Genomic DNA, 14,213 nt, shown 5'->3' on the forward strand with positions numbered 1-14,213 from the left:
CCTACCCGCCGCACGCATCGGCGTGACCCGGCGCGGTGACGCGGCCACGGTATTCCCGCAGGGTGCGGGCACTGTTCCAGCCCACCGCCCCGACGACCCGGTCGGCGATGCGGTAGAGCGCGACGAACTTGCGTTCGCGGGGGTCTCCCGCAACGATCTCGGTCCGGGCGCCGGCGGGACACCAGCCGTGGATCTGGATCTTGCTGTCGTAGTGGTCGGTCCAGCCGAAAGGGGTTGGCGCATAGGGTGTTTCCCGTCCCGGTTCGGCGAGCAGATTGCGGGCCGCGGCCATGGCCTGCTCGCCCGCGTTGGTGCGCTGCTCGAACCGGACCCGCGCGCCGAGGCCCGGATGCGGCCAGTTGGCGACATCACCGGCGGCGTACACCCCCGGCGCGACCCGGCAGTATTCGTCGCAGAGCACTCCGTCGCCGACCGGAACACCGGATCCGGCCAGCCAGTCGACGGCGGGCACCGAGCCGATGGCGACCACCACGACATCGGCCGCCAGCCGGGTCCCGTCGTCGAGCACCACGGCGGTGACCCGGCCTTCCGCGCCCTCGATGTCGGAAACCTTGCGGCCCATCCGCATTCGCACTCCATGGTCGCGATGCGTCGCGGCCACCAGGTCCGCGACCTCGGCACCGAACTGGCGGATCAGCGGCGCGGGCTCGGCGTCCACGAGGGTGACGTCCACCCCGAGTTCCCGTGCGGACGCGGCGATCTCGCTGCCGAGGAAGCCCGCGCCGAGCACCACCACCCGCGGTCCGGCCGCCAGTTCCGCGCGCAGGGCGAGGGCGTCGTCGAGGGTCCGCAGCACGTGCATTCCGGCCAGGTCGTGCCCGAAGGGCAGGCGGCGGGGGCGCAGGCCGGTCGCGATGATCAGGCCGTCGTAGCGCACCCGGTCGCCGTCGGCGAGGGTGACGGTGCGCGCATCGGTGTCGAGACCTGTTGCGCGGCAACCCGATCGCAGTTCGAGAGCGAGCCCCGCGAGCGCCGCATCATCGCGCAGCGCGATATCCGGCGGCTGCCGGTCGCCGGTGAGCAGCTGTTTCGACAGCGGCGGCCGATCATAGGGCGCGTGGGTCTCCTCGCCGATCAGGGTGAGCGTGCCGGTGAAGCCCTCGCGCCGCAGGGCCTCGGCCGCGCTCAGACCAGCGGCCGAAGCGCCCACCACCACAAGGTGATCGGGGCCGGGCACTATTGCTCCACCCGGATGGCGAGGGCCGGGCAGCGCGCGGCGGCATCGAGCACCTGCGGCAGCAGCTCCTCGGCCGGGCGCGGATCGAGCAGGAGGACGATGCCGTCCTCGTCGCGCTGGTCGAACACCTCCGGTGCGGCCACCACGCACTGACCGCCACCGCAGCATCTGTTCTCGTCGATGTGGATCTTCATGGCATATCCCCTCCCCTACCAGGTAACCGGCAGCTCGTGGACGCCGTAGACAACCATCTCGTCGCGCATCGGAACCGCTTCCAGCGGCACCGCGAGCCGCAGTTCCGGGAAGCGTTCGAACAGGGCGGTCAGCGCGATGCGCAGCTCCAGCCGGGCCAGCTGCTGGCCGATGCACTGATGGATACCGAAGCCGAACGCCACGTGCGGCCGGTGGGGGCGCAGCAGGTCCAGGCTTTCCGGATCGTCGGGGAACAGCTCCGGGTCGCGGTTGGCCGCGGGCAGGTGCGCGACCACCGTGCCGCCCGCCGGGATCAGCTGACCGCCCACCTCGACATCCGCCAAAGCCGTTCTGCGGATACCGAATTGGATGACACTCAGGAAGCGCAGCAGCTCCTCCACCACGGCGTCGGCATGCTCGGGCTCGGCGCGCAGCAGGGCCAGCTGGGCGGGGTCGCGCAGCAGGCACAGGGTGCTCAGGGCGATCATGTTGGCCGTGGTCTCGTGCCCGGCGACCAGCAGCAGCACGCCGATGCCCGCCAGCTCCTCATCGGTGAGGTCCCCGTCCCGGACCAGGGCGCTGAGGATGTCGTCGGCGGGCTCGGTCCGCTTCTGGACGGCGAGGCGATGGATCAGCTGGTTCAGTTCCAGCTGGGCCTGCGCCACCTCCTCGGCGGGTGCGCCGAGCCGCAGCAGCGTGGCCGAATTGTGCTGGAACTCCGCACGATCGGCGTACGGCACCCCGAGCAGCTCGCAGATGACCAGCGAGGGAATCGGCAGCGCGAAGTCCTGCACGAGGTCGACCGGACCGGTGGCCGCCGCCATGGCGTCCAGGTGATCGGCGACGATCCGCTCGACCGCCGGGGCCAGCTCGCGCATGCGCCGCACGGTGAACTGGCCGGTGAGCATCTTGCGCAGGCGGCTGTGCTCCGGCGCGTCCATGAAGATGAACCAGCCCGGCGGAGGCGGCGGAATCTCTTGCGAGCCACGGTGATTGCCGGTGACACCGCGGCGCCTCGAGCTGAAGCGCGGGTCGGACAGCACGGCCCGCACGTCGGCGTATCGCGTGATCAGCCAGCCGTCGATGCCGTCCGGCAGGGTGACGTGCGCGACCGGATCCTGCTCGCGCAATTCCCGGTATTCCCCGGGCGGGCTGAACGGACAGGTCCGGACCACGGGCTGGCTCCCGGCGAGCTGGGTATGGGTCATCGACGTCCTTTCCGAACGGTGGCGATCCGCTGATCGCGGTAACAACCACCCTGCCGCCGGGACCGGGTGGCCGTCGTCGTCCGGACGTGGACTTTCGGCATACCGCGAACGCGGTATGCCGGGCTACGCGCCGGCGAGGTGCTCGCGCAGGCGGTCGAGGTAGGGGCGCTGGCCCTTGCCGAGTTTCTCGTGGGCGGTGTCGAGGTCGAACCAGGCGGCCCGATCGATTTCGGGGAATTCGGCGATTCGCCCGGATCGTGGCGGCCACTCCATTTCGAACGTGCCCGGCACCACCTGTTCCGGATCCAGGTCGCCCTCGACGGCCCACACCGTGACCTGCTTCTTGCTGCTTCCGCTGCCGTACTGGACGTCGCCGAGCGGAATCCATTCGCCATCGGGCACGGGCAGGCCGAGTTCTTCGCCGAATTCGCGGCGGGCGGCGTCGCGGGGCTGCTCATCGGTGGGCTCGTACTCGCCCTTGGGGATGGACCAGGCGGCGGCGTCCTTCTTCGCCCACAACGGTCCGCCCATGTGCCCGATCAGCACTTCGAGGCCGGTGGTGCGGCGGAACAGCAGGACTCCGGCGCTGAATCTGAGGCTCATGGCAAGGAGTTTGCCGAATCGGCGCGCGGGCGCACACCGCGGGCGTTACTGTGAGCGACACTGCGGCAATTCGGACGCCAGGGATATTTTCCCGATAACGGACGAATATTTCCCGCGCGGTGTCTTGCGCCCGAAACCTGTTCGGCACCATCGAATTCCATTAAGCTCCTGGGTTCGGACGGCCCACACCTGTTGACGGATTGGATACCGCATGGAGTTCCGCAACACCTGCGCGACTGCCACCCTGGTGATCGGCGCACTCGTGACCCAGGCCACCGCACTGTCGGTGGCAACCGGCCCGGCGAACGCCGAGCCCGCCACCCCCGGCCTGGTGTACTCGGCCAAGCTGGTGGACAAGACCGTCGTCACCACGCTCAAGGGCGGCACCTTCGAGCTGTCGCAGGCGGCCGAGGATGCCGCGCCGGCGGCCCCCGATTCGGACCCGGCGGCCAAGCCCGCCGACGTGGTGAACGTGAAGGACGCCGACGGCAAGGTGCTGCTCACGGTGCCGCTGAAATTCCATCTGGGACCCATCGATATTCCGGTCAAATCCGAGGTGCAGAAGGACGGCACCGTGCTGGCCCTCACTCCCGACAAACCGGCCGGGGTGTCGGTGTCGCAGCCGCTGGTTGTGAAACCGGTTGCCTCGCAAATGGAGAACGACCGCGCGCTGAGCAGCTTCACCACCCAGTTCAGCCTGGCCACCACCATCGGCGCCTTCGTCGGCACCGCCATCGGCGCAACCATCGGCTGCATCGCCACCCTGGTAGCGGGCTGTGTCCCGGGTCTGACCACAGGCGCCGCGGCGGGCGGCATCATCGGCACCATCGTCCTCGGCGGCCCGACCCTCATCGCCTCGGGCATCGATCTGCTGTCCACCCTGCAGGCCCCCGACGGCACCACCAAGTGGGCGGACAAGACCACGACCCCGGCGGCTGCGCAGCCTGCGCAGCCGAGTAACTGACGCACCCGGCCGGAAGCGGCCGGCGGCTCAGACCTGCGGAATCGGCACCCGCCAGACCAGCGTGGTGCCGTACCCGTCCAGACCCGGCCCAAGTTCGAGCGCGCCGGCGAGATCGGTGGCGCGTTCGGCGATCTTGCGCAGCCCGCCCCGCCGGGGCGCGTCGCCCACGCCGATACCGTTGTCCGCCACCGAGATTCGCAGTTCCCCCCGGGCCGCGCTGACGTCCACGTCGATGCGGGTGGCCTCGGCGTGGCGCGCCACATTCGACAGTGACTCACGCAGTACGGCCAGCGCCTGCCGCCCGGTCTCCGGCGGCACCCGGGTGTCGAGGGGACCGTCCTGCCGCAGGCTCGGTGTGCAGCCGAGGTGGCGGGCGGCGGTGGACACCAATTCGGTGATCTCGCTGCGTAATCCACCCTGCCCACCGGCGGTCGGAGGCAGCGCGAAGAGGGTGGCACGAATGTCCTGGATGGTGTCGTCCAGGTCGGCCACCACGCGGGCGAGCCGCTCCCCGATCTCGGGCGCCGGGTTCATCCGGAGCGCGCCCTGCAGGGCCTGGCCCGAGGCGTAGATGCGCTGGATCACGGAGTCGTGCAGGTCGCGGCCGATGCGATCGCGCTCCGCCAGCACGGCGATCGTGGCCGAGTCCTGCCGGCGGCGTACGGTGTCGCGCTGCACCTGGTCGTACATGCGCACATTGACGATCTTCACGGCCGCGATGACGGCCAGCGCCTCGATGATCCGTTCGTCCTCGTCGCTGAACGCGCCGCCGCGCTTGTTCGTCAGGTACAGGTCGCCCAGGACCGTGCCGCGATAGCGCAGCGGCACCCCGAGGAAGCTGCGCATGGGCGGATGCCCGTCGGGCCAGCCCTCGAAGGCGGGACTCTTGGTGAGGTCGGCCAGCCGGACCGGATGCTCCCCGGACAGCACCGCGTCGAGCACGCCCCGGCCGTGCGGCCAGTGCCCGATCCGGCGAATCGTCTCCTCATCCATACCGACCGGGACGAATTGCGCCAGCTGCCGTTCACCGGTCCCGTTCTCGGGTTCGAGCAAACCCAGTGCGCCGTACTGGGCACCGACCAGCCGGACCGCCGCGGTCACCAGCTGCCGCAGCACCAGATCCACATCCAGGTCCGAGACCACCGTGTACACCGCCTCGACCAGATCGTGTAGCCGTTCTCGCGAGGCCGTCAGTTCACGCAGCTCGTCCGGTACGACACCCCACAGCTCATCGGACATGTGGCACAGGCTACCCACCGGCAACCTGAGGATATTTGTCTCTCGGGCCGGGTGTCGCCGAGAAGAACAATGAAATCAGACCTTTCGGACCGAGGAGACAGAGCCGCAGTCGCTGTGAGAGCGACTGGGGCGCAGGCTTATCCACGCTTCCCGCGATCGCACTGCAGCCACCCGGGGGACAGTCGTCATCACCGGGTGATGGTGGACGCGCAAGATCAGGTCGAGCAGACCTCTTCCGTGACGCTCGAACGAGTGGTGTTCTGGATGTGGGTCACCGACCCCGGTCTTCAGAACCGGAGCGGATCATTCGAGTGTCAAGGAAGGCGTGCGCCATGACCACGATCCATCTCCACAAGACGACCACCGCGACGCCCGAGCAGTTCCTGGCCGGCCTCACCGACTTCGGGCCGGGCCGGCACGAACTCTTCGGCAACAGCGCAGACAGCTACCTCGAGGTGCATCACGAAGGCCCCCATGACGCTGATGTCACGGAGGGCTCGACCGGCATCTGGGAACGCCTGCACTACGACTGGAGCGACCCCCGTCACGTGGTGATGACGACCACCGACTCCAACCTGTGGGGTGGCGCCTCGGGCCACACCTACACCCTCACGCAGCTGCCCACGGGCATGACCGACGTGGACGCCGTCGTGGTCCGCGACGGTAAGAACCTCAGGGGACGGCTGCTCGCGATGGTGCTCGGACTCTTCGGCACCCGCGTCCTGGGAAAGCCGTTCGAGAAGTCCATCAAGGCCATCGAAGCTCGCGGCGGCGGCGCGAGTGGAAAGAACACGCAGACGCCAGGAAGGTGAACTACGGTTCGAATACCAGCAGCGGTTTGCCCCCGTGTGCGGGAGCTTCGGCCAGATAGACAGCTTCGCTGAACTTTTCGACGAGAATCGGACGGCCCTCCGGCACCCGCAACGCGCCGCTGCCGGCGAGCTGAAGTGTCCGGTCGATCGTTGCGGCCATCCGATCCTTCGGGGTCTCGGTAAACCAGCGGAACAGCCAGAACCCCCGAACGGTCTTGGTTTCGTAGATCAGCGAGCGCGCGAAGACGGGGATGGTGAGTTTGTCGGGATCGGTTTGGCGGTGCGTGGACAGCGCACCGAAGACGACCAGCTCACCGTGTGGTGCCAGCGCACGCGACACGTCCGCACCCACCTGACCGCTGACACAGTCGATCGCCTTGGACACGCCGTCGTGGCCCGCTATGTCGGCCACCCGTTCGCGCAGGTCCTCGTCCTCCGTGCAGATCACCGCGGTGCCGCCCAACGCGAGGATGTCCTCGACCGCGGATCGACGGCGGACCACATTGAGGGTCTTGAAGCCGACGTGCACGCCGAGCTGGATGACCGACTGGCCCACGGTTGAACCGGCCGCCGTCTGCAAGAGCCATTCACCCGGTCGAACATCGAGTTCATCGCCGGTCAGGATCACGGCGGTGAGCGGATTGCTGAGAATCTGGGCGGCCGTCGAATTGCTCATGCCGACGGGAACAGGCAAGACCCGCTCGGCATCGGCAACGACATACTCCTGCCACGTTCCCCTGACTCCGACCGTAATGACACGTTGCCCGACGGTCAGACCGTCTGTGCCGCTACCGAGTTCGTCGATCACACCAACGGATTCGATTCCGGGCACGGTGGGGAACTCCGGCGCGAATCCGTATCTACCACGGACGGTATGCAGGTCGCTGGCATGAACGGGTGCAGCAGCCACCCGGATCCGGACCTCGCCGGGACCAGGCTCCGGAATGGGGCGGGTCTGCAGGCGCAGAACCTCGGACGGTTCTCCCACCGTGTCGGCGACGACAGACTGCATGGTTCTCATCTTCCTGACGCTCCTTCGGTCGGATCCAGGTCCCACAGCGGTTCGACGTGCAGATCGTCGCCCCGCCCTACGACGGCGAAGATTCGAAACAGCGCGGCCCAATTCCAGCCCTACTACCCTCCAATGCTGCCACGCAGGGGTTGTTGGGTCCGCCTCCCTTGCAGTGGCGGATCGGCCCACGGGTGTTCATGAGGTTCCGATCTCGGAGTGGTGGGTCAGGGGCGGGTCCAGGATTGAGCGGTGTCGGTGAGGTTCCACCATGAGACGTAGTGGGAATCTTCGGAATCCAGGTGCCAGGTGGAGGCGAGGGTGTCGAAGAAGGCGGTGTCGGCTGTTCTGCCGCCTCGGGGTTCGCCCAGGTAGATGAGGTGGGTGCCGCCGGCGGTCGTGAAGTCGGCGAGAGCCGTGGAGGCCATGTGATTGCCCCAGCCGGGGGGCCAGCACAGGAGCAGGGTGTGGTGGTCGCGGCCGGCGGTGGCGGCCGCGTCAGGGGTGGCGGGGCCGACGGGGTGCCAGAGGGAGCGCTGGCCGGGAGAGGGTGGGAAGGACGGGTTTTCGGTGGTGTTCGGGGGGTCGGTGTCGTAGGCGCGGACGGTGAGGCCGGCGTGGGCCAGTTGGGCGGCCCAATAGCCGCGGCCGGCACCGATTTCGGTCAGTGGACGGCCGGCGCAGCGGGTGGCGATCCAGGCGATGGTTTCCGGGGCGGGGATGGCGTAGGCGTAGGCGGATTGCAGGATCGTCTGGGCGAAGCCGAGTCTGGTGCTGCCGGTGGCGCGACCGCCATCGACCACGCGGCGGCCCGCAACCGTGGAGACGGATGGTCCGACTATGTCCCAGTACGGGTTTGCCGCGCTGTCGCCGGTCAGGTAGTGGACCAGACGGAGGTCGAAGGCCGCGTCGGCGTGTTCGTCGCCGTTGCCGGACAGCCGGGAGGCGGTGTCGAGATAGTCTGCGACCCTGGGGAATTCGGTGCGCAGCCGCAGCTCGTCGCCGAGCAGGGCGACCAGTTCGGCTCGGCGTTGCGGGGTGAGCGCCAGGTCCGTCACCCCATCGAGTCTGGGGCCGCCGGCTCGGATTCCGGGGCGTGTCGCGCGATTCGGTGTCTAGACCCGTAGACCGTTGATCAAGGCCAGCACCGCGGGTTCGGTTTGCGCGCGGGCGGTTTCGGGATCGTCGGCATTGGCGATGAACATGGCGGCCTCGCCGAGGGCGGAGAGAATCATCAGGGCCAGGGGGCGGACGTCGAGGTCGGCCCGCAGGATGCCGGCCTGGATACCGGATTCGAGGCCCGCGACGACCAAGCCCAGGCCGTACTTCTCGTCGACCGCGCGCCACTCCTGCCAGCCGAGCACCGACGGCGCGTCGATGAGAGTGATACGGACGCGTTCGGGGTCGACGCAAGAGAGCAGGAAGTTGTGCAGTCCGGCTTCGAGAACGGCCATGGTGTCCGTCGGCGGGGCCTCGGCCATGGTCTCGGCGACCTGCTGGAGGATCTCCTGCTGCACCTGCTCGTAGACGGCGCGGAACAGGTCCTTCTTGTCCTTGAACTGGTGATACAGCGCGCCGCGGGAGCTGCCGGCGCGCTCCACGATCTCGGGGGTGCTGACCGCCGCGTAGCCGCGCTCGGCGAAGAGTTCGCGCGCGGCGGCCATCAGATTCGCGCGGGTCGACTCGGACCGTTCGGCTTGCCTGATCATCGACACCTTTCTGGCTCGGTGCCTGGATCGTAACGCGAAACCATTGAAAACAGGCAGCCTGTTTGTTAGTTTGAAATCGTCTTCACCGTCACTGCTCCTAGAGGAGTCATCCAGATGACGCACACCATCTCCCCCGAATCCCGCGCCGCCTGGCGCGACCCCGCCCTCGGCTCCCGACGCGAGCTCACCCTGCCGCAGGGCACGCTGACCGTCTTCGACAGCGGCAGCGGCGATCCCGTCGTCTTCGTGCACGGACTGCTGGTCAATGCCAACCTGTGGCGCCGGGTCGTTCCAGCGCTCGCCGGCGAATTCCGCTGCGTGGCAATCGATCTGCCCTTCGGTTCGCACACCACCGCCATGCCCGGCGCCGACCTGAGCGCCCCCGGCCTGGCCCAGCTGGTCATCCAGGCCATCGAGAAACTGGGCCTCGGCCCGGTCACCCTGGTGGGTAACGACTCCGGCGGCGCGGTGAGCCAGCTGGTCGTGGCCGCCCGCCCGGACCTCATCGCCCGCCTGGTACTGACCTCCTGCGACGCCTACGAGAACTTCCCGCCGCCGTTCTTCGACTACATCGGCCTGGCTGCCCGCACTCCGGGGGCGCTCGCCTCGCTGGCCCTGAGTCTGCGCATCCGCGCCGTTCGCCGCCTGCCCATCGCCTACGGCTGGCTGGCCCGCGGCCCGATCGACCGCGCGGTCAGCGACTCGTACGCCCTGCCGGTCGGCACCAAGGCCATCCGCGAGGACGTCCGCCGCGCCATCGGCGGCCTGGACAGCCAGTACACCCTCGCCGCCGCAAAGACTTTCGCCGATTTCAAGAAGCCGGTGCTACTGGCCTGGTCGGCGGGCGACCGCTTCTTCCCGGACCGCTACGCCGAACGCCTGGCCGCCGAATTCCCCGACGCCCGCATCGAATGGATCCACGATTCGCGCACCTTCTCCCCCGAGGATCAGCCCGAACAGCTGACCAGCGCGATCCGCTTCTTCCTGGACACGACCCGCGCCGAGACCCGGCACTGATTCCGGTCCCGAGGCGTCAGAAGTCGCTGTCGAATCCGTCGAAGCCGCCGAAATTGCCGTAGTCGCCGAAGTCCTGGCCGCTCAGGTCGGCCCCGGGGTCGTAGCCGCCCTGGTCATAGCCGCCCTGGTCGTAGCCGGGGTCCGAGGCGTTCTGGTCGTAGCCGCCGTCGGCATATCCGCCGTCGGCGGCGTCCAGTCCGGCCTGGTAGCCGTCGCCGTAACCGCTTTCGAAGGCGGCCGAGTCGTACCCGACCCCGGACATGCCGCTGAAGAGGGCGTTGAACAGCACCGCCGAGCCGACGCCCCAGGCACCGGCGACCAGGGCGGTCTTCCACCACGGTTCGGAGTACCAACCAGCCGGAACGGGACGGCCGGCGACGCGACCGCCCGGGTAATAGTTCGGAGTGGAGGCCGACGGCGTGGGCGAGGCCTCGATGCGCCGCCCGTCGTATTCGATCGCGCGGTCCTCGGTGACCCGGCCGGCACTGCGCTGGCCGTCGAGCTCCGGAACGGCCGGACCGGGGTCCAGGCCCATGGCCGTCCGCGCGGCCCCCACGTAGTAAAGCCCTTCGAGCGCCGTCTCTTTCGCAAGCCGAGCCTGCGCGGGCGTGGTGGCCTGCTCGATCTGCGAGCCCGCGGCATTGAACCGCTCCCCCGCATCGGCGAGGGCCTGCTTCGACGCATCGTCGGTGCCGACGAGGTTGTAGACCTGCCCGCCGAGGCGCTCGATCACCCGGCGCGCATCGGCCTTGGCATCCTCGAGCTGGGTGTTGGAACGCGATTGCTGCGCGCGGTTGACCGCCACCACCGCAAGCAGGACAACCACCATGACAATGAGCAGAACGACGACCGTAGCCACGCGACCAGCCTACGCGGCAGAATTCGCCGAACTATTGCTACTCACTGCGAGCTTCCCTGAGCCCCGAATTATCCAGCCACCGCGGCAAAACGCGAGTTACGGCGACCTGGATCAACCTCCTCTTCGTCCAGCTCCGACACCGCGAACTGACGTTTGCCCGCCGTTTTCGCCGAATACATGGCCCGGTCGGCGCTGCGCAGCAGATCGGAGAAGTCGCACTCCCGTCCGGGCGGACAGAACGCCGTGCCCACACTCGCCGACGCCGGGACCGGACCGGCCGCCGTGGGCACCGGCTCGCACAGCGCGGCCAGCACCCGCATGGCCAGCTCGCCCAGGGTATTGCGGCGGGACGGCAGTGCGACCACGAATTCGTCGCCGCCGTAGCGCGAGATCACGGTGTCGGGCGGGCAGGTCGAGCGCAGCCGCTGGGCAATGGTGACCAGTACCTCGTCGCCGACCGTGTGGCCGTAGGTGTCGTTGATCACCTTGAAGTCGTCCAGATCGATGAGCAGCAGCCCCACCCCGCGCGCCGGATCGGTGGACATCACCCGGACCCGCTCCTGCAGCAGTGAGCGATTGGCCAGATCGGTGAGAGCGTCGTGCGTGGCCTCGTGCCGCAGCCGGGTCTGCAGTGCCGCGATCTCCTGCACCCGCACCGACACCGCCTCCGAGAGACTGCGTTCCTGCTGGGCCAGGGCGCGCTGCTGCAGCGCCTCGGCATAGGCGTCGATGGCCTGGCTGGCGATGAACGACCAGCGGGTGGCGATCAGCGAACCGCGCTGGCCCGGCGAGAGCCCCAGCAGCGCGCGGCTGGCGGGGGCGAGCATGCGGGTGCGTTCGAACGGCGACTCGGCCAGACTGCGGCCGATGCGGCGGGCGGCCTTCACCGGAAACGGTTCGGACCCGGCCAATTCCAGCAGATCGTCGATGATCCGGCCGAAGATGCGCTCGAGTTCATCGGAGGGAACCGCAGGCGCCTGGCCCAGCGCGGCGTTGCTCGCGCCGGGGTGCACTGCCCGCACCCATTCGCGGATGGTCGCCGCCACAATGGCGGAGGTTCGGGTGTCGAGACGGATGGACATGCGCGCTCACCCGACGCAGAAGATGCCAGGACCGGCCGCCACGCCGGTCACGCCCTTCGGATCGAACTCACTACTACGCGGTCGGCCACACCAGTGGTGCATGCTCACCGCCCCCTTTCCAGATACCCCCGTCCGGACAAAAAGGATCCTAGCAAGCCACCCGACATCGAAAACCCCTGATTCAGAACAGGTTCCCGCTGCCTCGCGAATGGCGATCGGATGTCTCATCGCTGGTGAGGCCCCGGTGTTACACCCAATTTCGGCGGGTCTTCGGCGACTCGCCGAACGACTCGTCCTACCAGCCGCGACATGCGGCAACGGCACCTGATTGGCATTCCAGGAGTGAGGTTCGGTACAGTGCTCAACGCACACGGCATCCATGGATGCGGTCGTTGCGGGTGTAGTTCAATGGTAGAACCTCAGCCTTCCAAGCTGATGGTGCGGGTTCGATTCCCGTCACCCGCTCTTTCCCGTTCAGCGGGAGCGTCGAGTTCGACGCGCAACGGGGTGTAGCGCAGCTTGGTAGCGCATCCGCTTTGGGAGCGGAGGGTCGCAGGTTCAAATCCTGTCACCCCGACCATCTTTCGATTCGCACCACCACGGATGTCACCGCTCACCGCGGGCAATGGCCATGCGGCGCAGCGCGTTACGGTCCTCGCACCCTGCGTGGTCAGCGTCCACCTCGATGCCCGCCGGAATCCGTTCACCGGTGATCGATCCACGATTCCGCTGCCTCCGGACCCGTCCCAGGTGAACGGGCAGCCCTGGTGATCAACCCGTGGCGTCGCCCGAACCGGCGGCGAACACGCGCCGCGCGATCGGCGGGCGACACTATGGCATCGCACACGCCGGACCCGCCCGAAAATGGGATTCCGGTAACCGGATGTTGTGCCTCCGTTTGCGCTGTGTTATCGATTTACAGTGCTGGTCGACCACAAGATGAACGTTTCCAGCTCGGTGCTGTCCGGCACCGGGACTCGTTCTCGGCTCCTCCCGGCCGCCGGGCTGGGCGTGGCGGTGGTGTTGCTGACCGTCGCGCAGGTATGGGCGTCGGCACACGGGGTGATGGGCCCGCTCCGCAGCCTGATCGACGACTACTTCGCGAACCCGCAGTCGGCGGCCGTTTCATGGGCCGGACTGGGGCTGGCGTGCATCGGGGTGCCCACCCGGGTCCGGGTATTCAGCTTGGTTGCCGCCGCGGTGCTGGACCTGTTGACCTTGGCTCTGCAAGCGGCCTGCGGCTGGCACATATCGATCGGCACCGGACCGACGCTGGCCCTGACCGCCCTGACCGTGGTCGTGCTCCGCTGGGAGGGCGAGCGTCGCCGAACCGCCCTGCAGGCCATCGCCTTCGGCGTGCTGCTGGTCATGGCCTCCAAGCTCGCCGACACCTGGCTGATGGTCAGCATCGTCGCCGGACCCCGCGTGCTCGATCAGTACGTCCAGCTGGCCGACCAGGCGCTGGGCGAACCGGCATGGCTGGTCGGCCGCGCGCTCGAGGCGTTGGGCCCGGTGCCCTCGCACGTGCTGCACGTGGTCTACATCCAGCTGCCGGTGGCGGCGGTGGTCGTCGCGGTCTGGCAGCTGCGCCATGTCTCGACGAGCGCGTGGCCGCGGCACCACCTGGTGCGAACCTTCCTGGTGCTGGGCGTGATCGGCCCGCTCGGCTATGTGCTCTTCCCCGTCGTCGGTCCGGTCTTCGCCTACGGCCCGCTCGGCCACGGCCTGGAGATCGGTGACTGGCCGCAGGTCTGGCCCGCGCTGACCCACGATCCGCAGCCGATGCTGTTCGACTCCGAGACCGCCCGCAACTGCATGCCCTCCATGCACACCGCCTGGGCCACGGCCCTGTTCATCCACTCCCGCACCGCGCCGCGCTGGCTGCGCTGGGCCGGCGCCTTCTGGCTGGTGTGCACGCTGCTCGCGACGCTGGGCTTCGGCTACCACTACGGCAGCGATCTGGTGGCGGGCGCGGTGCTGTGCCTGACGGTGGAGTCGGCGCTGCGCGATCCGGAGCGCGGCTGGGACCTGTCCCGGGCCCGGATCGTGTCGCTCGGCGCGGCGGTGCTCGCCGGTTTATTGCTGTCCTATCGGTTCCTGGCGGCAACCATGGCGGAGTATCCGGTACCCGCAGGGGGTGTCGTGCTGGGCGCGCTGGCCGCCGTATCCTTCCTCTTCTACGCGACCTGGTTCGCGCGTCCGGGCAGCCGGTTGGCGCACTGGGGCGGCCGAACCCCGATCGATGGATTTGCCATCGATTAACCAGTCTCCCAATGCAATCCGGACATCCTGCGCACCAGCCGAAAGGGTTACTGTCTCCC

General features: G+C 68.5%; 15 protein-coding genes and 2 tRNA genes. 7 read left to right on the plus strand and 10 right to left on the minus strand.

Going from position 1 to position 14,213, the window contains the following annotated elements; all coding sequences use genetic code 11:
• Position 1: 1 nt before the first annotated feature.
• From ACFXHE_RS12680 to ACFXHE_RS12695, 4 genes are all read right to left on the minus strand, one after another.
• The gene (locus ACFXHE_RS12680; RefSeq protein WP_379382570.1) at positions 2-1,198 is read right to left on the minus strand and encodes an NAD(P)/FAD-dependent oxidoreductase; all 1,197 of its coding nucleotides are present in this window, start codon (positions 1,196-1,198) and stop codon (positions 2-4) included.
• Positions 1,198-1,392 (minus strand): ferredoxin, encoded by a 195-nt coding sequence (locus ACFXHE_RS12685; RefSeq protein WP_379382572.1) that lies wholly within the window; start codon positions 1,390-1,392, stop codon positions 1,198-1,200. Before ACFXHE_RS12685 ends, ACFXHE_RS12680 begins: the two co-directional genes overlap by 1 nt.
• A gap of 15 nt (positions 1,393-1,407) precedes the next feature.
• Entirely contained in the window at positions 1,408-2,598 is a 1,191-nt protein-coding gene (locus tag ACFXHE_RS12690) for a cytochrome P450 (RefSeq protein ID WP_379382576.1), read from the minus strand.
• A gap of 123 nt (positions 2,599-2,721) precedes the next feature.
• On the minus strand, positions 2,722-3,201 hold the full coding sequence (locus tag ACFXHE_RS12695) for an NUDIX domain-containing protein (RefSeq protein ID WP_379382578.1): 480 nt from the start codon (positions 3,199-3,201) through the stop codon (positions 2,722-2,724).
• Between the two features lie 211 nt (positions 3,202-3,412).
• Here ACFXHE_RS12695 and ACFXHE_RS12700 point away from each other — a divergent pair, with 211 nt between their 5' ends.
• On the plus strand, positions 3,413-4,165 hold the full coding sequence (locus ACFXHE_RS12700) for a hypothetical protein (protein ID WP_379382580.1): 753 nt from the start codon (positions 3,413-3,415) through the stop codon (positions 4,163-4,165).
• A 27-nt stretch (positions 4,166-4,192) separates the two neighbouring features.
• On the opposite strand, the gene ACFXHE_RS12705 is transcribed toward ACFXHE_RS12700, so the two are convergent.
• Positions 4,193-5,404, minus strand: a complete 1,212-nt coding sequence (locus ACFXHE_RS12705) for a GAF domain-containing protein (RefSeq protein WP_379382582.1) — start codon at positions 5,402-5,404, stop codon at positions 4,193-4,195.
• 332 nt (positions 5,405-5,736) lie between these two features.
• Between ACFXHE_RS12705 and ACFXHE_RS12710 the strand changes: the two genes are divergently transcribed.
• Positions 5,737-6,216, plus strand: coding sequence for a hypothetical protein (locus ACFXHE_RS12710; RefSeq protein ID WP_379382584.1), 480 nt, complete (start codon positions 5,737-5,739; stop codon positions 6,214-6,216).
• 1 nt (position 6,217) lies between these two features.
• On the opposite strand, the gene ACFXHE_RS12715 is transcribed toward ACFXHE_RS12710, so the two are convergent.
• The 3 genes from ACFXHE_RS12715 to ACFXHE_RS12725 all read right to left on the minus strand — a co-directional run bounded on the left by ACFXHE_RS12715 (position 6,218) and on the right by ACFXHE_RS12725 (position 8,934).
• Positions 6,218-7,237, minus strand: coding sequence for a zinc-dependent alcohol dehydrogenase family protein (locus ACFXHE_RS12715; protein ID WP_379382586.1), 1,020 nt, complete (start codon positions 7,235-7,237; stop codon positions 6,218-6,220).
• A gap of 215 nt (positions 7,238-7,452) precedes the next feature.
• The gene (locus tag ACFXHE_RS12720) at positions 7,453-8,283 is read right to left on the minus strand and encodes a hypothetical protein (protein ID WP_379382588.1); all 831 of its coding nucleotides are present in this window, start codon (positions 8,281-8,283) and stop codon (positions 7,453-7,455) included.
• Between the two features lie 57 nt (positions 8,284-8,340).
• A complete protein-coding gene (locus ACFXHE_RS12725) occupies positions 8,341-8,934 on the minus strand; it encodes a TetR/AcrR family transcriptional regulator (protein ID WP_354834734.1) in 594 nt (197 codons plus the stop codon).
• 114 nt (positions 8,935-9,048) lie between these two features.
• Between ACFXHE_RS12725 and ACFXHE_RS12730 the strand changes: the two genes are divergently transcribed.
• Entirely contained in the window at positions 9,049-9,951 is a 903-nt protein-coding gene (locus ACFXHE_RS12730) for an alpha/beta fold hydrolase (RefSeq protein ID WP_379382590.1), read from the plus strand.
• A gap of 16 nt (positions 9,952-9,967) precedes the next feature.
• Here the strand turns inward: ACFXHE_RS12730 and ACFXHE_RS12735 are convergent, their stop codons facing one another.
• Together ACFXHE_RS12735 and ACFXHE_RS12740 are read right to left on the minus strand one after the other, a co-directional pair.
• Complete coding sequence (locus ACFXHE_RS12735; RefSeq protein ID WP_379382845.1) at positions 9,968-10,780, minus strand: DUF1542 domain-containing protein; 813 nt, start codon at positions 10,778-10,780, stop codon at positions 9,968-9,970.
• A 98-nt stretch (positions 10,781-10,878) separates the two neighbouring features.
• Positions 10,879-11,892, minus strand: coding sequence for a diguanylate cyclase domain-containing protein (locus tag ACFXHE_RS12740; RefSeq protein ID WP_379382592.1), 1,014 nt, complete (start codon positions 11,890-11,892; stop codon positions 10,879-10,881).
• 394 nt (positions 11,893-12,286) lie between these two features.
• Between ACFXHE_RS12740 and ACFXHE_RS12745 the strand changes: the two genes are divergently transcribed.
• The 4 genes from ACFXHE_RS12745 to ACFXHE_RS12760 all read left to right on the plus strand — a co-directional run bounded on the left by ACFXHE_RS12745 (position 12,287) and on the right by ACFXHE_RS12760 (position 14,154).
• Positions 12,287-12,357 (plus strand) — tRNA-Gly (locus ACFXHE_RS12745).
• A gap of 38 nt (positions 12,358-12,395) precedes the next feature.
• A tRNA-Pro gene (locus tag ACFXHE_RS12750) sits at positions 12,396-12,472 on the plus strand.
• A 23-nt stretch (positions 12,473-12,495) separates the two neighbouring features.
• Positions 12,496-12,663, plus strand: a complete 168-nt coding sequence (locus ACFXHE_RS12755; protein ID WP_379382593.1) for a hypothetical protein — start codon at positions 12,496-12,498, stop codon at positions 12,661-12,663.
• Positions 12,664-12,831: 168 nt separating this feature from the next.
• A complete protein-coding gene (locus ACFXHE_RS12760) occupies positions 12,832-14,154 on the plus strand; it encodes a phosphatase PAP2 family protein (RefSeq protein WP_379382847.1) in 1,323 nt (440 codons plus the stop codon).
• Positions 14,155-14,213: the final 59 nt, after the last annotated feature.

This window comes from Nocardia sp. NPDC059229 (assembly GCF_042754165.1).
GTDB lineage: Bacteria > Actinomycetota > Actinomycetes > Mycobacteriales > Mycobacteriaceae > Nocardia.